18 protein-coding genes and 1 pseudogene are annotated in these 19,534 nt (G+C 70.8%); 10 read left to right on the top strand and 9 right to left on the bottom strand.

Annotated features, from left to right (window positions below; genetic code table 11):
* Nucleotides 1-256: 256 nt before the first annotated feature.
* From FPT20_RS18220 to FPT20_RS02145, 3 genes and pseudogenes are all read right to left on the bottom strand, one after another.
* Nucleotides 257-676: pseudogene (locus FPT20_RS18220) on the bottom strand (ATP-binding cassette domain-containing protein); the annotation flags it as partial.
* A gap of 114 nt (nt 677-790) precedes the next feature.
* Nucleotides 791-1,837 carry a sugar ABC transporter substrate-binding protein gene (locus tag FPT20_RS02150; protein WP_158862112.1) on the bottom strand — a complete coding sequence of 349 codons (1,047 nt, stop codon included), beginning with the start codon at nt 1,835-1,837 and terminating at the stop codon, nt 791-793.
* A gap of 106 nt (nt 1,838-1,943) precedes the next feature.
* Nucleotides 1,944-3,287, bottom strand: coding sequence for an NAD(P)H-dependent oxidoreductase (locus FPT20_RS02145; RefSeq protein WP_158862110.1), 1,344 nt, complete (start codon nt 3,285-3,287; stop codon nt 1,944-1,946).
* A gap of 193 nt (nt 3,288-3,480) precedes the next feature.
* On the opposite strand from FPT20_RS02145, the gene FPT20_RS02140 reads away from it, so the two are divergent.
* The 4 genes from FPT20_RS02140 to FPT20_RS02125 all read left to right on the top strand — a co-directional run bounded on the left by FPT20_RS02140 (nt 3,481) and on the right by FPT20_RS02125 (nt 5,813).
* Complete coding sequence (locus FPT20_RS02140) at nt 3,481-4,512, top strand: LacI family DNA-binding transcriptional regulator (protein ID WP_158862108.1); 1,032 nt, start codon at nt 3,481-3,483, stop codon at nt 4,510-4,512.
* Nucleotides 4,513-4,547: 35 nt separating this feature from the next.
* A complete protein-coding gene (locus FPT20_RS02135) occupies nt 4,548-4,859 on the top strand; it encodes a putative quinol monooxygenase (RefSeq protein WP_158862106.1) in 312 nt (103 codons plus the stop codon).
* Complete coding sequence (locus tag FPT20_RS02130) at nt 4,856-5,389, top strand: gluconokinase (protein ID WP_158862104.1); 534 nt, start codon at nt 4,856-4,858, stop codon at nt 5,387-5,389. The genes FPT20_RS02135 and FPT20_RS02130 overlap by 4 nt, the downstream gene beginning before the upstream one ends.
* Before the next feature lie 88 nt (nt 5,390-5,477).
* Nucleotides 5,478-5,813, top strand: coding sequence for a hypothetical protein (locus FPT20_RS02125; RefSeq protein ID WP_158862103.1), 336 nt, complete (start codon nt 5,478-5,480; stop codon nt 5,811-5,813).
* 6 nt (nt 5,814-5,819) lie between these two features.
* On the opposite strand, the gene FPT20_RS02120 is transcribed toward FPT20_RS02125, so the two are convergent.
* The 5 genes from FPT20_RS02120 to FPT20_RS02100 all read right to left on the bottom strand — a co-directional run bounded on the left by FPT20_RS02120 (nt 5,820) and on the right by FPT20_RS02100 (nt 10,863).
* Nucleotides 5,820-6,248 carry a hypothetical protein gene (locus FPT20_RS02120; RefSeq protein WP_158862101.1) on the bottom strand — a complete coding sequence of 143 codons (429 nt, stop codon included), beginning with the start codon at nt 6,246-6,248 and terminating at the stop codon, nt 5,820-5,822.
* 120 nt (nt 6,249-6,368) lie between these two features.
* Nucleotides 6,369-7,244 carry a sugar phosphate isomerase/epimerase family protein gene (locus FPT20_RS02115; RefSeq protein WP_158862099.1) on the bottom strand — a complete coding sequence of 292 codons (876 nt, stop codon included), beginning with the start codon at nt 7,242-7,244 and terminating at the stop codon, nt 6,369-6,371.
* Complete coding sequence (locus FPT20_RS02110) at nt 7,241-8,398, bottom strand: DUF993 family protein (RefSeq protein ID WP_158862097.1); 1,158 nt, start codon at nt 8,396-8,398, stop codon at nt 7,241-7,243. The genes FPT20_RS02115 and FPT20_RS02110 overlap by 4 nt, the downstream gene beginning before the upstream one ends.
* Nucleotides 8,395-9,573: a Gfo/Idh/MocA family protein gene (locus FPT20_RS02105; RefSeq protein WP_158862094.1), complete on the bottom strand. Its 1,179-nt coding sequence runs from the start codon at nt 9,571-9,573 to the stop codon at nt 8,395-8,397. Before FPT20_RS02105 ends, FPT20_RS02110 begins: the two co-directional genes overlap by 4 nt.
* Nucleotides 9,574-9,879: 306 nt before the next feature.
* The gene (locus tag FPT20_RS02100; protein ID WP_158862093.1) at nt 9,880-10,863 is read right to left on the bottom strand and encodes a LacI family DNA-binding transcriptional regulator; all 984 of its coding nucleotides are present in this window, start codon (nt 10,861-10,863) and stop codon (nt 9,880-9,882) included.
* 145 nt (nt 10,864-11,008) lie between these two features.
* On the opposite strand from FPT20_RS02100, the gene FPT20_RS02095 reads away from it, so the two are divergent.
* The 5 genes from FPT20_RS02095 (at nt 11,009) to FPT20_RS02075 (ending at nt 17,258) form a co-directional block, all read left to right on the top strand.
* Nucleotides 11,009-12,382: an MFS transporter gene (locus tag FPT20_RS02095; protein WP_158862092.1), complete on the top strand. Its 1,374-nt coding sequence runs from the start codon at nt 11,009-11,011 to the stop codon at nt 12,380-12,382.
* A gap of 25 nt (nt 12,383-12,407) precedes the next feature.
* On the top strand, nt 12,408-14,369 hold the full coding sequence (locus tag FPT20_RS02090) for a DUF6807 family protein (protein ID WP_158862090.1): 1,962 nt from the start codon (nt 12,408-12,410) through the stop codon (nt 14,367-14,369).
* A 9-nt stretch (nt 14,370-14,378) separates the two neighbouring features.
* Entirely contained in the window at nt 14,379-14,696 is a 318-nt protein-coding gene (locus FPT20_RS02085) for an L-rhamnose mutarotase (RefSeq protein ID WP_158862088.1), read from the top strand.
* Between the two features lie 55 nt (nt 14,697-14,751).
* Nucleotides 14,752-15,777, top strand: a complete 1,026-nt coding sequence (locus tag FPT20_RS02080) for a LacI family DNA-binding transcriptional regulator (protein WP_158862086.1) — start codon at nt 14,752-14,754, stop codon at nt 15,775-15,777.
* 80 nt (nt 15,778-15,857) lie between these two features.
* The gene (locus tag FPT20_RS02075) at nt 15,858-17,258 is read left to right on the top strand and encodes an MFS transporter (protein ID WP_233265351.1); all 1,401 of its coding nucleotides are present in this window, start codon (nt 15,858-15,860) and stop codon (nt 17,256-17,258) included.
* Between the two features lie 47 nt (nt 17,259-17,305).
* Here FPT20_RS02075 and FPT20_RS02070 read toward each other — a convergent pair whose 3' ends face one another.
* The gene (locus FPT20_RS02070; RefSeq protein WP_158862084.1) at nt 17,306-18,193 is read right to left on the bottom strand and encodes a LysR family transcriptional regulator; all 888 of its coding nucleotides are present in this window, start codon (nt 18,191-18,193) and stop codon (nt 17,306-17,308) included.
* 78 nt (nt 18,194-18,271) lie between these two features.
* Between FPT20_RS02070 and FPT20_RS02065 the strand changes: the two genes are divergently transcribed.
* Complete coding sequence (locus tag FPT20_RS02065) at nt 18,272-19,519, top strand: MFS transporter (protein WP_158862083.1); 1,248 nt, start codon at nt 18,272-18,274, stop codon at nt 19,517-19,519.
* The last annotated feature ends 15 nt before the right edge of the window (nt 19,520-19,534 follow it).

Below are 19,534 nucleotides of genomic sequence, written 5' to 3'. Positions count from 1 at the left end.
CCGGGTGCTCCCGGTGGAAGCTCAGGAGTTCCCGGCCGACCATGTTCCGGACGATCTCGTCGACGCTGGTTGCGTCGATCGGCGCCTCGAATCCGACGCGGCCGTCGCGAAGCACGACGACGCGATCTGAGACGGCCATCACCTCGGGCATTTTGTGGGAGACGAAGATCACCCCGACGCCGCGCTCCGCGGCGAGCTCGCGCACCCGGTGGAGGACGGCCTCCACGTTGTGTTCGAGCATGGAGGTGGTGGGTTCGTCGAGTGCCACGATCTTGACGTTGAAGGCGAACGCCTTCGCAATGGTGAGCGCGTGGCGCTGGGCCGGGCTCAGCCGTCCCATCTGCGCGCGCCGGTCGAGCGGGAAGCCCATGGCCGCCACGTCCGCGAGAGCGCCCTCGACCGCTGCCCGCGCCTCTCGCCGTTCGTGGGCGTTCTTACCGAGCAGGAGGTTCTGCTCGACCGTCAGCTGCGGGACGATCGCCGGCTCCTGGTGGGCGATGACGACGCCCTCGGCCAGCGCCCGGCGCGGGGAGTACTCCCCGCGCCGGACGCGGTCGACCGTCACCGAACCGCGATCGGGAGCGAGAGCACCTCCGAGGATGCCGAGCAGCGTGCTCTTGCCGGCGCCGTTCTCGCCCGCGAGGGTGAGCACTTCACCGCGTCCGAGCGTGAAGCTCACGTCATCGAGGGCCCGCACGCCTGGGAAGGATTTCCCGATGTGCCTGATCTCGAGGAGGGTGTCAGTCATTTTCTTGTTTCCTGTCCGTGGAACTCGTGCCGGAGGCACTGATCAGGGCATGCCCGTCTGGTATTCGGACACGTTGGCCTTGTCCACGATGAACGCGGGCACGTCCACCCAGCCGGGGACCGTCTTGCCGTCCAGCAGCCAAAGCGCGACCTTGACGCCGGTAGCGCCCTCGGTAGTAGGCCGCTCGCTCACGGTGGCGGTGTAGTTCCCGGCGGCGATCTCCTTCTTCGCCTGCGGGATACCATCGGTGCCGACCAGCAGCACCTTTCCGGTCAGACCCTTTGCAGCGATCGCGGCCTGCACGCCGAGACCCATCCCGTCGTTCTGGGAATAGATCGCCTTGATGTCGGGATTGGCCGTGAGCATCGCGTTCGCGATCGTCTGTGCCTGGTTGGTGTCCCACTTCGCGGTCTGCGAGGCGACCAGCTGCAAGCCCGTGTGGTCGGCGACGCCGGCCTTGAACCCCTTGCCCCGGTTCAGCGCGTTCGACGAGCCCGGATCGCCCTCGACCATTGCGACCTTGCCGCCGCTGGGCAGCTGCTTGGCGATGTAGCTGGCTGCTGTCTGGCCGATCGTCGTCGCGTCCGGTCCGACGTAGACCACGCCGGGGACGGTGCCCTTCGCATCGTTCAGGACGATCGCGGGGACGCCCTTGGCGAGCGCAGCCTTGAACACGGAGTCGAGCCCGGTGGCTGAGATCGGGGAGGCGAGGATCGCCGAGCAACCCTGGTTGAGAGCGCTCTGCGCCTTGTCCAGCTGCTCTGTGATCGACGACTCGTCGTTGACCGCGAAGGTCTGGTACTTCACACCGAGCTTCTTGGCCTCCTTCTCGAAGCCGTCGCGCTCGTACCCCCAGAACTCGTTGGCCAGGGTCCGGGTCACATAGCAGAGCTTGACGCCGTTCTTCGCCTGCGGGGTGCCGAGCGACTTCTCGAGCGAGGCCACATCGACCTTCTTGCTCTGCTCGACCTGGGTGACGAGCTTCGCCGGCCCGTTCGAGCCGTCCGCGTTAGCGGAGCAGGCACTGAGGAGCAGGAGGGCCGCGGAGGCGGTTGCGATGGCGGCGATCCTGCCGGCACGTCGCGTCATGATGGTTCCTTTCGTCATTGGAAGGTGATTCCTTATGTGTTTCGGTGCGCCCGCGGTCGCAGCTGCGTGGTTCATTCTCCCCGCCGCGGGCTCCGGGAATTCGCGGCTAGGCCGCGACGCTGATGAGCGCCTCGGTCTCCCGACGCAGCTCGAGCGCGGTGGCCAGGGACTCGTCGATGACGACGTCGTCCCAGCTGACGCTCTGGCCCTTCGGTACGTCGTGGGTGAGCTCGACGTGGTGGGCGAGGGCGACGGGGAGGAGGCGGTTGCGCACTGAGGTCTCTGCCGAGACGAGCTTGCCCCAGACCGTGTAGCCTCCCTCACCGTCGAGAAACTCGCCGGCCTTCAGGTCCTTCTTGGCCGTCGCGACCACGTCGCCGTGGAACCCGGTCGGGGCGCCGGTCGCGATTCCGCGGAGCGCGGCGTTGGCGATGGAGATGTTCAGCTCCAGACCGACGTAGTGGTACGGGCGGTAGAGCGCGGCGTACTGGCCGCTGGGGTCCGGGTGCCACGGGTACTCGGTGAAGCAGCCCGAAACGTACTCGTTGGTCGCCTTGACGACGACGAAGACCCCCTCCTGGGTGTTGAAGGGGATCCAGTCGCCCTCTCGCGTCACGCTGGACATGACGTCGACGGATCCTTCGCCCGCAAGGACGCCGCCTACCGAGGCCGGACGACAGATGGTGGCGATTTCTTCCACATTGCCCGGCGTGAAGGTCAGTCCATCGTCGGACGGGGTGAGACCGGCGGCGTTGGCGACGGCGGCCATCTCGATGGCGGCTTTGGTGCCGTCGCGGAAGGAGGTGTGCATGTAGGGGTTCAGCTGCCCGGAGTCGGTGAGCTCCTTCGAGAACTCCCAGTTCTCCCAGACGTTGTCGGGGTTCATCTCGTGATAGTGCGAGAGGTACTTGGCGCCCTTGCCGGCGCAGACCACGTCGAAGCCGGAGGTGCGAGCCCAGTCGACGAGCTCCATGATGAGCGCCGGCTGGTCGCCGTACGCCATCGAGTAGACGACGCCTGCCTCCTCGGCGCGGCGTGCGAGAGCGGGTCCGGCGAGCGCGTCGGCCTCGACCGTCACCATGATGATGTGCTTTCCGGTCTCGATAGCGCGCAACGCGTGGTCGATACCCACGATGGGGTTGCCGGTGGCTTCGACGACGACGTCGATCTCGGCATCGAAGAGCGCTGACGCGTTCGGCACGATTGTCGTGGTCCGGTGGGCGAGCGCCTCTTCGATGCTGTCGGCCATCTGGCCGGCGGGCCAGTCGACTAGCGCGAAGGCGCCCTGCGCTCGGGCCACGTTGATGTCGGCGATCGCGACGACGTGGATGCCGGGAATGTTGCGCGCCTGGGAGAGGTACATGGTGCCGAAGCGGCCGGCCCCGATCAGCCCGACGCGGATGGGGCGGCCTTCGGCCTCCCGCTGCTGGAGGAGAGAGTGAAGATTCACGATCGCCTTTCTGAGTCCGTGGCGACGGCGGCGGGATCGTGTCGGCCTGGTGGCCCGACGCCCTCGTCGTTCGCTTTCCGTGTATTTCGCGTTCCCGAGTGGTAACGGTTACACTTTTGTACCACCGGCACAACACCGCCGTCAAACACGACGTTGCGGATCACTAGGCTGGGGAAGACCGAAGGAGGTTCCGGTGCACAAGTCGGCGACGATTCGCGATGTTGCCCGAGAGGCCGGAGTCAGTGTTGCCGTCGTCTCGCGCGTACTCAACGACACCGGGCCGGTCGCGCCCGCGACCCGGGCCAAAGTCGTCGAGGTTATCGACCGGCTCGCCTACCGCCCGCGCGATGCTGCCCGCGAGCTCCAGAATGGGGGGACCTCGACCATCGGGCTCGTCCTCGCAGACCTGACTAACCCGTTCTTCGCCCGGCTCGCCGACCGTGTCGTGTGGGAGGCGCGCGCCCGCGGCGTCCACGTCGTCCTCCTCACCACGCAGGAGGACCCGCACCTCGAGGCGGAGTCCATCGACACGCTCATCGGACGCTCGGTGTCGGCGGTGATCGCCACACCGACCGGGGGGAACGTCGAGAAGTGGTCGCGGCTCCTGGATCTCGAAGTGAGCGTCGTGTTCGTCGACCGCGAGATCGAGGAGCTCCCCGCCATCGACGTGGTCAGCATCACGAACCGCGAGTCGTCAGCCGTCGCCACCCAGCACCTCATCGATCTGGGCCACGAGCGCATCGCGTTCATCTCCGGGCCCCTCTCGACCTCCACGGGCCGCGACCGCCTCGCAGGGTTCCGCGAGACGATGAGCGCCGCGGGGCTCGTTGTCGACGACGAGCTCGTGCACCCGATCCCGTTCCGGGGAGACGCGGGCAGCGACGCGGTCGGAACCCTCCTCTCGCTCACCGAGCCTCCGACGGCCGTCATCGTCGGCAACACCGCCCAGGTGAGGTCCGCCCTCCGCCGGATCAAGCAGAGCGGGATCGACCTCCCGGACGCGCTGAGCGTGATCGTCTTCGACGACAACCCGTGGACCGAGCTCGTGTCGCCCCCGCTCACAGTCGTCCGGCAGCCCATCGACATGCTGGCACTGCACTCCGTCGAACTCGCCCTCGGGCGCGCGCGCGGCCACCTCACCGAACCGCGCCGCAGAGTCGACGTCGACGCCGACTTCGTGCGCCGCTCGAGCACCGCAGCCCTTGAGACCGCCCGGTCTCACTGACCGCCCGAATCATCCCCACCCGAAAAGGACCTGCCTTGACTGTTGTCGTCACCGCCGTCTTCCACCCGCTGGAGGGGCACCGCCCCCAGCTCGTCGACGCGCTCCGCATCGCCATCCCCGCCGTGCACGAGGAGGAGGGCTGCCTGCTCTACGCCATCCACGACGCCGCGGACGGCACGATCACGATGATCGAGAAGTGGACGTCGGCGGAGCTCCTGGCCGCTCATGCCGCGGGGGCCGCCGTCGCGGCGCTGGATGCAGCCGTCGGCCCGCACATCGCAGAGCCGACCACGGTCACCACCATGGAGCCGATCCCGGCTGGAACGGAAGCGCAGGGGTTGCTGTGAGAGTCCCTCCCGTCATCGTGGTGATGGGGGTCTCGGGCGCCGGGAAGTCGACCTTCGGTGCGGCTCTCGCCGCGTCGCTCGGGCGCGCCTTCCTCGACGCGGACGATCTGCACCCGGCGGAGAACAAGGCGAAGATGGCAGCGGGGATCCCCCTCGACGACGCGGATCGGGCTCCGTGGCTCGCGGCGGTGTCCGCCGCAGCGCGCGAGGCAGCACCAGTGGTCGTGGCGTGCTCCGCACTGAAGCGGGCTTATCGGGAGGCGATCCTGAGCGACGCCCCCGGCGCCTGCTTCGTCGAGCTCGTCGTTCCCCGCGCCGAACTCAAGCGCCGGCTCGCCCAGCGGACTCACGAGTTCATGTCGCCCGCGCTGCTCGACAGCCAGCTCGCGACACTCGAACCGCTGGGGGCCGACGAGCCGGGCCTGAGGTTCGACGACAGCACGGCTGACGGCCCCGCGCTTGCCGCGGATCGGGCAGTGCGTGCCTTGCGCGAGGCAGTCGCCGCCTCCACTCCATGTTTCACCGTGTGACAGCGCGCGTGACTGCGCGGCGCGATCTTCTTATGCTCGGTGCACGACGCGCGAACGGCGCGTTCCGCTACCCGTGAAGAAGGACATCGTGACCCGTCAGCCCAGCCCCGCCGCGAAGGACGCCCTGCTCCGGGCCGCTTCCGGGCAGGGCGCGGACATGTTCGACGACGGGTACGCCCTCCACCCGATCGCGCGCCGCGCGGCGCTCGCCACCCCGTCGCACTGGTTCGACGCGGTGGTCGTGAACGCGGGAGCCGACGGCTGGATCGAGGTCGCCGGGCTCGACGGCGGGTCGCTGCGGGTGTGGCACTTCGACGACCTCAGCACCGTGCTGACGCCCGGCTCCCCGGTCGCCGTGCACACGCTCTACGGGGTGCTCGCCGCGGGCGGCGAGCTCCTCAACATCGGCTTCGCGCGCAGCTGACGCCCCTCAGGACGCCATCATCGGCTTCATCGACGCCATCATGGCGTCGCACGCGTCGGCGCAGTTCATGCAGACCTGAGCGCACATCTTGGCTGCGGCGCTCGAGTCGCCCATGCCCATGCAGTCGTCCGCGCAGGCGCGGCACATCATGGCGGTCGCCTGCAGCATCGCCATCATCGCCGACATGTCCTTCTCGTTCATCGGCATGGGGCGCAGCATCATCCGCATCATGGTGTTGCACATCTCGGCGCAGCTCATGCACATCGCCGAGCCGCCCATCCCCTCCATCGACATGGAGCCCGCGCACATCGTGCACGCCTGTTCGCACGCCGAGCACGCCTCGATGCACTTCTGCATCGCCGACATGTCCATACCCGCCATCGGCCCCTGGGCCGACTCGCTTATCATCGACATCATCTGCATGGTCTCGTCCATCGCGCTCTCCTACCTCCCGGCGGCACGGGAGGCAGGAGCCTCGGATGGGCCGTGCCGTAACAGAACGTAACAATAGGAGGGGCACTACCGGGGCGCAAGGGGCGATGACGACGGTGGCGTTCACACCGTCGTGCTCAGCGGTTCGATCGCGATCGTGCGCTCGAACGCCTCCACGGTCCGGGCGACCACCTCGGCCGGTTCCGCTGCCCAGATCTCGGCGTTGAAGATCTCGACCTCGACATCGCCCGCATACCCGGTCGCTTGGACCGCCGCGGTCAGGCTACCGAAGTCGACGTGGCCGTCGCCCATCATGCCGCGCGCGAGGAGGGCGTCGGCCGGGATCGGGGTGAGGAAGTCGCAGACCTGGTAGCTCGCGATGCGCCCGGCCGCGCCGGCACGGGCGATCTGCGGGAGCACGTCCGGGTCCCACCAGATGTGGAAGGTGTCGACGACGACGCCGACGGAGGAGGGAGCGAACGGCTCGGCGAGGTCGAGCGCCTGGCGCAGCGTCGAGACCACCGCGCGGTCGGCTGCGTACATGGGATGAAGGGGCTCGATCGCCAGGGTCACCCCTGCCGCGCGCGCCTCCGGCTCGAGCTCGGCGAGCGCCTCCGCGACGCGGGTACGGGCGCCGGCGATGTCGACCGAGCCGTCCGGCAGGCCGCCTGCCACGAGCACGAGGACGGCGGCCGAGCCGGGCGCGCCGGCGGCCGCGAGTGCTGCGGTCTCCTCGATCGCTCGGCGGTTCTCGTCGAGCGCGGCGCGACGGGCCGGCCCCTCCTTGCTCGTGAAGAAGCCGCCCCGGCAGAGCGAGGACATCCGGAGGCCGGAGTCCGCGAGCATCCGGGCCGCGGTGTCGAGACCCGCCTCGGCGACCGGCTCGCGCCACAGGCCGATCGCCCCGACGCCCGCGTCGGCGGTGGTGCGCAGCGCGTCGGCGAGGCTCGCGTGCTTGATGGTCGCCTGGTTGATCGACAGGCGCGGATGGGCGGTCACGCGTTCACCCCGTTCAGCCGGAGGAGGTCGCTCCAGCGTCGCGCCGCGAGCTCCGGCCTCTCGAGTGAGCCGCACGCCGCCGCGAGCCGAACGATCTCGGAGAGGTGCGGGAGGCTGCGGGCGGCGTGGAGGCCGCCGACCATGCTGAACGCCTCCTGGTGGCCGTTGAGCCAGGAGAGGAACGCGACACCGGTCTTGTAGTAGTAGGTCGGTGCGGCGAAGATCTGCCGGGCGAGTGCCTCGGTCGGTCCGAGGATCGCGCGATAGCGCTCCCCGTCCGCCGCGTCCAGGGCCTGAATCGCCGCCGACGCGTTCGGGGCCAGCGCGGCGAACGCTCCCAGCAGGGCGTCGGAGTGCTCGCGGCCGTCGCCCTCGATGAGCCCGACATAGTTGAAGTCGTCTCCGGTGAACATCCGTACCCCCTCGGGGAGGCGCGACCGGAGCGCGATCTCGGCGTCCGCGTCGAGCAGGCTCATCTTGATCCCCGCGATCCTGTCGCCGCCGGCCTCGATGATGCGGAGGACCGTGTCGGGTCCGCCGAAGTAGCCCGCGAGTTCCGGGTCGAACGCCTCGCCGAGCCAGTGGAGGATGACGGGTGCGCCGGCCGCGGCGATCACCTCCCGGTACAGGCGCTCGTAGTCGGCCGCCGAGCGTGCCGCGCGCGCCAGGTGGCGGCTCGCCATGAGCACGACGCCCGCGCCCGCGTCCTCGGTGAAATGCAGTTGCTGCTTGTAGGCGTCGACGACGGCGTCGAGCGAGATGACCGGATCGTTGACGTGGTCGGTGTTGACCCCGGCGACGACGCGGCCGCCCGCCTCCCGGGCCAGCTCGGCCGAGCGCGTGATCAGCTCGCGTGTCGCGGCGGCGTCCAGCCCCATGTTCCGCTGGGCGGTGTCCATGGCGTCGGCGACTCCGAGCCCCCACGAGTAGAGGTGGCGGCGGAAGGCGAGCGTCGCCTCCCAGTCGATGTCGGCCGGGGCACCCGGCACGTTCTCGGCCCAGCGCTTCGGGATCACGTGAGCGGCGGCGTACGCCACCCGTGACTGGAGCGGGCCGCTCGGCTTGCTGAAGGCGGGCGTCTCCCCCAGGTCGAGCGGGGAGGTGGTGCCATCGGCCGCCAGGAGCGGGACGGCCTGCAGGGTCGCGGTCGTCATCGGGAGGCTCCGGCCAGCACGGGCTGCTGCGGCAGGACGACCTCGGGGAGCGCGATGCGCCGCCCCTCCCGGGAGGAGCGGAGGCCCTGCTCGGCCAGCTGCACACCGCGCGCCCCCGCGAGGAAGTCGTACGGGTGGGGTGCATCCTCCAGGACGTGACGGAGGAACTCCTCCCACTGCGTCTTGAAGCCGTTCTCGAACACCTCGTTGGCGGGCGACTCGATCCAGTCGGCGGCGTAGTCGTGCTCGTCGGCGAGGTCAGGGTTCCAGACCGGCTTGGGCGTGGCGTTGCGCGGCTGGATCTTGCAGCCGAACAGGCCGGCCACCGCGCTGCCGTGCGTTCCGTCGACCTGGAACTCGACCAGTTCGTCGCGGTTGACCCGGGTGGTCCAGCTCGAGTTGAGCTGGGCGGTGATCCCGCCCTCCAACTGGAAGATCGCGTACGCCGCGTCGTCGGCCGTCGCCCGGTAAAGGTCGCCGTTCTCGTCGATGCGCTGCGGGATCTCGGTGGCGGCCTGGGCGTAGACGGACTCGACCCGGCCGAAGAGGTTCTCCAACACGTACGACCAGTGCGGGAACATGTCCACGACGATGCCGCCGCCGTCCTCCGCGCGGTAGTTCCAGCTGGGACGCTGCGCCCTCTGCCAGTCCCCCTCGAACACCCAGTACCCGAACTCGCCGCGCACCGACAGGACCCGGCCGAAGAAGCCCGAGTCGATCAGCCGCTTGAGCTTCCGCAGCCCCGGGAGGTAGAGCTTGTCGTGCACGACACCGTTCTTGATCCCGGCCTCCTCCGCCAGACGCGCCAACTCCAGCGCCTCCCCGAACGACTCGGCGGTGGGCTTCTCGGTGTAGATCGCCTTGCCTGCCGAGATCGCCTTCTTGATCGCCGCGGACCGCGCCTTCGTCACCAGGAAGTCGGCGTAGACCGGCCAGCGGTCGTCCGCGAGCGCCGCATCCAGGTCGGTCGTGTAGTCGGCGATGTCATGCCGCTTCGCCAGCTCGGCAAGCTTCTCCTCGTTGCGGCCCACCAGCAGCGGGACGACCTGGACGCGCCGCCCGTCCGACAGTTCCACGCCGCCCTGGTCGCGAATCGCGAGGATCGACCGCACCAGGTGCTGACGGTAGCCCATGCGCCCGGAGACGCCGTTCATGATGATGCCGATCGACGACACGTGTACTCCCTTGTAGTGGTGTTCGCGCGTTGGAAAGCGCTTACCAGAGGATAGCCGCGGCTCGCGCCCGCTGTCAACGAGGTGCTCGCAAGTGCTGTCGACACGCCGCGCGCAGGCGCACCTACGAGCACCTCGACGAGGAGGCGCGGCCGCGCGACGCGGCCGCGCGACGCGGCCGCGCGACGCGCACGCGCGCGGCACGAGGTGCTCGTAGTTGCTCTCGGCCACGGCGTGTCGGGCGCACCTACGAGCACCTCGAGCTGGGAGCGCCGGCGGGCGGCAGCATCAGCGCCCGCGCGCCCCCGCTCAGCGCCCGGGCGTGGACGCCCGGAGCCGGACCTGAGCCGCGACCGGAGCGCTGTCCCGCTCGTCCGCTTCGTCGGCGAGGGCGAGCCGGAGGGCACGCGCGCCGATGTCCGCGAGCGGCAGCGCCACCGACGTCAGCGCCGGCGTCACATCGGCCACCAGCGGGATGTCATCGAAGCCCGCCACGGCGACGTCCTCCCCCGGGCGGATGCCGGCCTCGCGCAGCGCGGCCATCGCCCCGACGGCCATCACGTCGCTGACCGCGAAGACGCACTCGGGCCGCGCGCCGGAGTCGAGCAGGGCCGACATGGCACGGTGGCCGCCGTCCCGCGAGAACTCCGCGTGTTCCACACGCACATCCCCCACGACCGAGCGGAACCCGTCGACGCGGTCGCGCACGGTGATCAGTTCTTCCGGGCCCGCGATCACGGCGAAGTCGGTGTATCCGAGTCGGCGCAGCTCACGGGCGAGCTGGGCGGCGCCTCCCCGGTTGTCGACCACCACGGTCCGCAGCCCCGCAGCACCAGCGCCCACCACCGCGACCCGCTCGCTCATCGGCGGCTCCGCTCCGGCGACGCGGCTTCCGGCGAGGACGATGGCCCGGGGGCGCTGCTCGCGCAGAGCCACCAGGGCCGCGCGCTCCCGCTCGACGGACGCCTCGCCCGCATACGGTCCCGTCGCCGTGATGGTGACGATGAGTCCCCGCTCGTCCGCGACACGAACGACGCCCGACGCGATGGAGGCGAAATACGGGTCGGCGATGTCGCCCACGACCAGCGCGACGGTGTCGCTCGTCCCACGGGCCACGGCCTGCGCCTGCCGGTTGACCGTATAGCCGAGGGTCCGGGCCGACGCCAGGACGACCTCCTTCAGTTCGGCCTTCACGACGCGGGTGCTGCCGTTGAGCACCCGGGAAGCGGTGGCCAGCGACACCCCGGCGTGCGCGGCGACGTCCGACAGCGTCGGGGCGGCGTTGGGCTTCACATCGAAAACCGTAGCGCAGGGGCGCGGAGGGTCGACGCGAGCTGGACGGATCCGGCGCTTGACGATTGAATCGCTTCACGGCTACCATCGACGTACACAGCGCGGAAAGCGCTTACCCACACGTCGACGATGACAGGAGACAAGGATGTCCGAAGAGGTCACTTCGGCCGAGGCCCGGCGCATGCCGAGGCGCGCGGCCATGAGCGGATGGGTCGGCAGTGCGCTCGAGTACTACGACTTCTCGATCTACGCCGCGGCTGCCGCGCTGGTGTTCCCGCAGGTCTTCTTCCCCAGCGAGAGCCCCGCGGTCGCGCTCATCGCCTCCCTCGCCACCTACGGCGTGGGCTACGTCGCCCGGCCGATCGGGGCCTTCGTGCTCGGCAACGCGGGCGACAAGCACGGCCGCAAGCGCGTCCTCGTGTTCGCGATGATGGTCATGGGCCTCGCGACCCTCCTGGTCGGACTGCTGCCGACCTATGCGCAGGTCGGCGTCTGGGCCCCGATCCTCCTCGTCGTCCTGCGGCTCATCCAGGGCTTCGCGGTCGCGGGCGAGCTCGGAGGCGCGAGCGCCATGATCGTGGAGCACTCGCCCGACGGCAAGCGGGGCTTCCTGACGAGCTTCAGCCTCCAGGGCACCCAGGCGGGCAGCATCCTGGCGTCGGCGAGCTTCATCCCGCTGTCGACGTTCCTCTCCCCCGTCGCCTTCCAGACCTGGGGCTGGCGGGTGCCGTTCCTCCTCAGCGTCGTCGTGATCGCCGCGGGCCTCATCATCCGCGCGCGCGTCGACGAGACGCCGTCGTTCCGCCGGGAGGAGAAGGAGGCGCGGGTCCCGCGCGTCCCGGTCGCCCAGCTCTTCCGCGAGAACGGCGGGACGGTGTTCCGCGCGGTCTGCATGGGCCTCGCCAACGTGATCGGCGTGACGGTCGTCGTCTTCGGGACCGCCTACGCGACGCAACCCGCCTACGGCGTCAAGATGAGCCCCTCCGTCTACCTCTGGATCCCGGTGGTCGCGAACATCGTCGCGATCATCCTCATCCCGCTCTTCGGACGGCTCTCGGACCGGATCGGCCGCCGCCCGCTCATGATCTGGGGTCCGCTGAGCGCGGGGGTGCTCTCGTTCGCCTATCTGTTCGTCGTCCAGTCGCACAACGTGCCGCTGACGGTCGTGCTCGCCGTGCTGATCTTCGGCATCCTGTACCAGATGTGGAACGCGACCTTCGCGAGCTTCTTCCAGGAGCTCTTCCCGACCCGGACCCGCGTGACCGGCTTCGCGGTCTCGCAGAACCTCGCGCTGTTCCTCACCGGCTTCCTGCCAGCGATCTTCACCGCGATCGCCCCTCCCGGCAGCCCCTCGGTGCCGCTGGTGATCGGCGCCCTGACCCTGCTGCTGTCGCTCATCTCCGCCCTCGCCGCCTGGCGCTCGCGCGAGACCGCCAAGCTCGCGCTCGAAGAGCTCGACACGGTCCCGACGAAGGCCGCCCGTCCGGCCCGGCGCGAGACCCGTACGCAGCACGCGTGAACGGAGGACGGACGCGGTGTCGGCGATGGTGACGGATCCTGCCCGGGTGGCCCTGGTCGGCGCCCACGGGTTCGGCCTGATCCACCGCCGCAACCTCGCCCGCCTCGGAGGGCTCGGCCGCGCGACGCTCGTCGCCGTGGCCGAGCCCTCTCCGCTCGAGCCCGGCGAACTGCCCGAGGGCGTCGCCGTCCATGCCGGCCTCGCGGAGCTCCTGGAGGCGGGCCACGACCTCGACGTCGTCATCGTCTCGACGCCCCTCCACACGCACTTCGACCTCGCGCTGCAGGTGCTGCGGGCCAGGGCCGACCTCTACCTCGAGAAGCCGCCGGTCACCTCCCTCACTCAGTTCGCGCGCCTGCGCGCCGCCGCTCGCGAGAGCGGCAGGCTCGTCCAGGTCGGCTTCCAAAGCCTCGGCTCGCACGCGATCCCCCGGCTCCGCACCGCCATCACGGGCGGTGAGTTCGGGGAGGTGCGCGCCGTCACCGCGACCGGCTCGTGGACCCGCGACCGGGCCTACTTCTCCCGGTCGCGCTGGGCCGGCCGGCGTACGCTCGACGGCGTCGACGTCGTCGACGGGGTCGCGACCAACGCGCTCTCCCACGCCGTGATCACGGCTCTGGCCGTCGCCGGCGCGGTGCGCGCGGACGACATCGGCGAGGTCGAGGTCGACCTGCACCGCGCCAACCCCACCGAGAGCGACGATACGAGTGTCGTGCGGGTCCGGCGCCCCGGCGACGCGCCCGACATCACGTGCGCGCTGACTCTGTGCGGGCCGGAGGAGTCGGAGCCGTTCGTGACCGTGCACGGCTCGGACGCGACCGCCACCTTCTTCTACGTGCTCGACGATGTCCGGGTGGAGGGACGCGCCGGCATCAGCACGGAGCACTTCGGCCGGACAGACCTCCTCGAGAACCTCCTCGACGCGCGCTCCGGAACGGCGGAGCTGCTGAGCCCGCTCGACGGCACCGAGTCGTACATGGCCGTGCTGGAGGCGGTGCGCATCGCCCCGGACCCGCGCCCGGTGCCCGAACGGTACGTCGAGCGCCTCGGCACCGGCTCGGAGGAGCGGCTCGTCATCCGCGGGATCGACGAGGCGCTGGCTCGGGCGTGCGCGGCGGGGGCGACGTTCAGCGAACTCGGGCTGCCCTGGGCGGTGGACGACCTGTCGCACGCGGCCGAGGGACCAGAACTCAGCGTGCTCCGGGTCGCCGGGCGGCCGGTAGCCGCCTCCCGGACCGGTCGCGGCGTTGCCGCCGTGCTCGCGCCGCGCCCCTACCTCCACCCGGTGACCTCCCTTGCCGGTGTCGCGCTGACCGATCACTTCGCGCTCGACCACCCGTGGCACCTCGGCGCCGGTCTCGCCATGCCGGATGTCGACGGTTCGAACCTGTGGGGCGGCCCCGACTACCGGCCCGAGCTGGGCGGCTACCGCTGGCGCCGGACCCACGGCACGATCCGGCCGGCCACCGACGATGTCGTGACGGCGGGCTCGCTGGTGCAGTCGCTGACCTGGCACGGCGCCGATGATCGGCCGCTCCTCCACGAGCGGCGCGAATGGACCTTCACGCCGGTGGACGACCGCAGCTGGCGGCTCGTCCTCCGGTTCACCCTCACGGCCGCCGGGGCACCCGTCCGGCTCGGCAGCCCCGGTTCGCACGGCCGTGCGGGCGCCGGCTACGGAGGCTTCTTCTGGCGGTTCGCGCCCTGCTCGGCGGTGACCGTCCGCACCCCTGATGCCGACGGCGAGGAGGCGGTGAACGGCAGCCGGGCTCGGTGGCTCGAGTGGTCGGCCGAGTTCGACGGCGGCCGCGCCTCCATCCGCTTCTCCGCGCCTCCCGAAGCGGATGACCCCTGGTTCGTCCGCGTCGGCGACTACCCCGGGGTGGGCTCGTCGCTCGCGTGGGAACATCCGCTCGTCGCCGCTGCCGACCGGCCGGTCACCCGTACGCTCGAGATGCTCATCAGCGACGGCGCGGACGACACCTAGGAGAACACGATGCCCCGAGTCTGCTTCACCATGCACCTCAAGCCCGAGCGGGTCGACGACTACCTCGCCGCCCACGAGACGGTCTGGCCCGAGATGCTCGACGCGCTCCGCGAGACGGGGTGGCGCGACTACTCCCTGTTCGTCGACCGCGCGACCGGCCTCGTGGTCGGCTACCTCGAGACCGACGACTTCGAGGCCGCGCAAGCCGCGATGAACGAGCGCGAGGTGAACGCCCGCTGGCAGGCCGGCATGGCGGAGTTCTTCGCCGAGGAGGCCGCCCCCGACAGCACCATGCAGCCGCTGACGGAGTACTTCCACCTGGACTGAGCCTCCCCGTGACGGCCGGCGCCGAGACGCAGCGTGGAGGCCGCAGAATGGAGGCATGGGGTTCGTCCGGGTCGCCGATGTCGCAGCGCACGCGCGCGTCTCGCCGGGCACGGTCTCCAACTACTTCCACAACCCGGCTCGAGTGGCTCCCGAGACCGCCGAGCGCATCAGGCTCGCGATCGATGAGCTCGGCTACGTGCCCAACGACGCCGCGCGGTCCCTACGCCACCGCCAGGGCAAGACGATCGGCCACATCGCGTTCGAGGTGGCCAACCCGTACTCGGCGGGCTACGTCCACGCGGTCGACCGGGAGGCGCGCGCTCGCGGCTACACGGTGCTCAACGTCTCGAGCGACGCCGACCACGCTTGGGAGGACGAGCTGCTCGACACCTTCGCCCGGCAGCGGGTCGACGGCGTGCTCCTCAGCCCGATCGACGAGCTCAGCGATGCGGCCCGCCGCCTGACCGGCCACGGCATCCACCTGGTCCTCGCCGACAGCCTCGACCCGTCCGCCCCCTCGGTCTCGTACGACGACGAACTGGGTGGACGGCTGGCCGCCACCCACCTGCTCGAGCTCGGCCACCGCGACATCGCGTTCGTCGGCTTCGACCCGGAGATCGGCGTCATCGAGCGCCGCCTGACCGGGATCCGCGAGGAGATCGCCGCGGCCGGCGGCCGGCTCTCGACGTTCGACTTCGAGGTCCGGAGCATCGCGAACGGCCGCCGCGTGGGGGGCGAGCTGGCCGCGATGGACCCGGCCATCCGGCCGTCGGCCGTCATCGCCGTCAACGACCTGGTCGCCGTCGGCGTCCTCAACGGAGTGTGGGGGCGGCTCGCCGTGCCGGAGGACCTCGCCATCGTCGGCTTCGACGACATCGAGTTCGCCTCGGAGGCGATCACGCCGCTGACCTCGGTGGCGCGCCCGATCCCCGCCTTCGCGGCTCAGTCCGTGGAGGTGCTCGACGCTCAGATCCGCGGCGAGACGATCGCGACCGACCCGGTCACGCTGATGCTCGCGCCGAACCTCATCGCCCGCGAGAGCACGATCGGCGTGGGCCGCGCCCATCGCCCCGCCGGCTGACCGCTCCCGTGGCCGGCCCCCGGCCGCTGCGACAATGGAGCGATGAGCACAGCTGCCCGACCTCACGCGCGGACCAGAGCGTGAGGCGCGGCGTCTCGTTCAGCCGCGGCCTGGCTCTCCTCGTCGCGGCCACGTTCTTCATGGAGAACCTCGACGGCACCATCATCCAGACCGCCGCGCCGGCGATGGCCCGCGACTTCGGAGCCGCCCCCGCCGACATCAGCGTCGCGATGGTCGCCTACCTGCTGGCCGTGGCGGTCGGCATCCCGGCGACCGGGTGGCTGTCCCAGCGGTTCGGGATCCGCTGGGTCCTCCTGACCGCCATCGCGGTGTTCACGGTCGCGTCCCTCCTCTGCGCCGTCGCGCCGACGCTCGCTCTGCTGACGGCTGCACGGGTGCTGCAGGGTCTCGGCGGTGCTCTGATGGTTCCCGTGGGGCGGCTCGCGGTCCTTCGCCGGGCCGATCCGGCCGACCTCCTCGACGCCATCGCGTACCTCACCTGGCCCGCTCTGATCGCCCCCGTCGTCGCCCCGGCTCTGGGCGGCCTCCTGTCTGACACCGTCGGCTGGCGCTGGATCTTCCTGATCAACGTCCCGCTCGGCGTCGCCGCGGCCCTCGCCGGGCTCGCGCTGATCCCGCGCTCCGAGCCGGAACGCGGCCTCCCGTTCGACCGGCGCGGGTACGCCTTCATCGCGCTCGCGCTCGTCCTCCTGACGGCGGGTGCCGAGGGACTCAGTGCCGAGGACGCCCGGCTCCAGCTGGCGGGAGGCGCGGCCATCCTGATCAGCGTCGCCGTGGGGTGGGCGGCGATCGCCGCATCACGCGGCCGCGAGCACGCGCTCTTCGACTTCGGGCTGCTGCGCCTCCACTCGTTCCGGGCGGGGAACATCAGCGGCGGCGTCTACCGGATGATCATCATCGGGGCGCCGTTCCTCTTCACGCTCCTGTTCCAGCTCGCCTACGGCTGGAGCGCGACGGCGGCAGGCCTCGTCGTGATCGCGATCTTCGTCGGGAATCTCGGCATCAAGCCGTTCACCACGCCGCTGATCCGCCGTCTCGGGTTCCGCACGGTGCTGATCTGGTCGAACCTCCTCGGCATGCTGGTGCTCGCCGCCTTCGTCGCCGTCGGCCCGTCTGTGCCGCTGCCGCTCCTGCTCGTGCTGCTGGTCGCCAGCGGCGTGTTCCGTTCGATCGGCTTCAGCGCCTACAACACATTGCAGTTCGCCGATGTGGAGGCGCCGGACACGAGCAACGCGAACACGCTCGCCTCGGCGCTGCAGCAGGTGGCCACCGCGCTCGGCCTGGCGGTCGTCGCCGTCTTCGTGCGCGCCTCCACCACCGTCGCAGCGGATGTCACGGGCTCGCCTCTGCCCGGCTACCACTGGGCGTTCGGGCTCGCGGCCGCACTTTTGCTCGTGCCGCTGTTCGGGGCCGTCGGGCTGCCGCACGGCGCGGGTGCACGCGCGACGGCGCGTCGCTGAGCGGGCGCACCTCAAGCGCCGCGACCTGGGCGACACCGACTAGCGCGTCAGCCGACCGCGCCAACGCCCCCGATGCGCTCGGCGAGCAGGGACAGGAGCGCCTCCGCAGCCCGGCCGGGGCGGCCCCGGGCGATCGCGCTCAGCCTCCACTCGATCGGTTCGCGCAGCGGGAGGACGACCACCCCGTCCGCCGGGATGATGGTCAGTTCCGGGAGGGCCGCGACGCCGAGTCCCGTTGCAACGAACCGCGGGATCTCGCCCAGGTCGGCGAGCTCGGTGGGGATGCGCCGGGTCAGTCCCCGGACGGCGAACGCCCGGCCGAGCGCGACGCGGTTGCCGAAGCCGGCACGCGCATCCACCCAGGGTTCGTCCGCCAGCTCAGCGAGCGAGACGGTCCGCTGAGCCGCGCGGGGATGCGTCTCCGGGAGCACGGCGAGGAAGGACGAGTCGGCGAGCGGGATCGTCAGCAGATCGGGCACCGGGTCGGGGAGACCGTGGAAGGCGATGTCGAGCCGTCCCAGGCGCACATCCTCCACGAGACCGGTCGAACCGCTCGGGGAGGGTCCGAGCCGCAGGTCGACCTCCGGGTGGCGACAGTGGAACTCTCCCATGACGCCCGGCAGATCGATCGTCGTGAGGTTGGTGAAGATGCCCACCCGGACCGTGCCTCGCAGCGGCCCGTCGTGATCCGCGAGCTCGCGCATCCGCTCGACCGAGCGCAGCGCTGCGCGCGCCTCCGGGAGGAGTGCCTCGCCGGTCTCGGTCAAGCGGACTCCATGAGCGTCCCGCTCGAACAGCGCCGCCCCCAGTTCCCGCTCCAGGCTCTGGATGCCGGCGGACACGGTCGACTGGGCAGCGTAGACGCGTTCCGCGGCCCGCGTGAAGCTCGCCTCGTCGGCGACGGCCACGAAATACTCGAGTTGACGCGTGTCCACAGGTCAATCGTATTGCTCGATGCTCAGCATCGGTGATTTCCGTTGGACTCGATTCTTCGGCGGGAGCATGATCGCAGCATGAGCAGCACACTCGCCACCGAGAACGACAGCACGAGAGCGGCCGCCGGGGCCGTCACCCGGCCGTTCCGCCTGCGCCATGGCGCGGGCTTCTGGGTCATCGCCGGGGCGTTCCTCGCGGTGATGGCGTTCTCGACGATCCCGACCCCGCTGTACGCGCTGTATCAGGCGCGCGACGGCTTCCCCACCTGGGTGATCACCGTGATCTTCGCGGCGTACGCGATCGGCGTGATCGCCAGCCTGTTCCTCGTCGGCCACTTGAGCGACCTCGCCGGCCGTCGCCGCATGGTGCTCATCGCCGTGCTGATCGAGATCGTCGCGGCCGCCCTGTTCCTCGTGTGGAACGACGTCGCCGGCCTGGTCGTCGCGCGGACGCTCTCCGGCGTCGGCGTCGGCGCGCTGACCGCCAGCGCGACCGCGCACCTCAGCGAGCTGCGGGCGGTGGCACGACCGGAGGAGGGTCCGCGGCTGGCCGGTACGGTTTCGACCGTCGTCAACACCGGCGGCCTCGCCCTGGGGCCGCTGATCGGCGGCGCGTTCGCGCAGTTCCTGCCGCAGCCGCTCCTCCTCCCCTACGCCGTCTTCCTCATCCTTCTCGCCGTGGCAGCGGTCGCCGTCGCGCTCGTGCCCGAGACGGTGGAGCGCGCGGAGGAGCGTCCCCCTTACCGCCCGCAGCGCATCTCCCTCCCGATGGAGGCGCGAGGAGCGTTCTCGGCCGCCGCCGTAGCCGCCTTTGCCGGGTTCGCGGTGTTCGGCCTCTTCACCTCGCTCGCCCCGAGCGTGCTGGCCGGGACCCTGCACCAGACGTCGCACCTCCTGGCCGGTGCTGTCCCGTTCGCAGTGTTCGCCGCATCCGCTCTGTCGCAGATCGTCTTCGTCCGGGTCGCAGCGCGCCGACAGCTGATCCTCGCGCTCGTGCTGATGCTGCTCGGGCTCGCGGGCCTCGCCTTCAGCGTGCTCGCCGCCTCCCTGCCGGTGTTCATCGTGAGCGGCGTGCTCGCCGGCGCCGGGGTGGGTCTGCAGTTCCGCTCGGCGATCGCGGTCGCCGCCTCTCTGGCTGCGCCCGACCGCCGCGGGGAGGTGCTGGCCGCGATCTTCCTGATCGCCTACATCGGCCTCGCGCTGCCCGTGCTGCTCGTCGGAGGAGCGCTCGTCCTCTGGCCGCTGGTCCCCGTGCTCGTCGTGTTCGTCACCGCGATCGCCGTGCTCTCCGTGCCCGCCGGGTTGCGGATGCTCCGCCGCGGCTGACGCGCTCGGGCCGGT

The organism is Leifsonia sp. AG29, assembly GCF_009765225.1.
GTDB lineage: Bacteria > Actinomycetota > Actinomycetes > Actinomycetales > Microbacteriaceae > Leifsonia.
The sequence above is the reverse complement of the archived record's forward strand: the minus strand, read 5'-3'. Positions and strand labels throughout refer to the sequence as shown.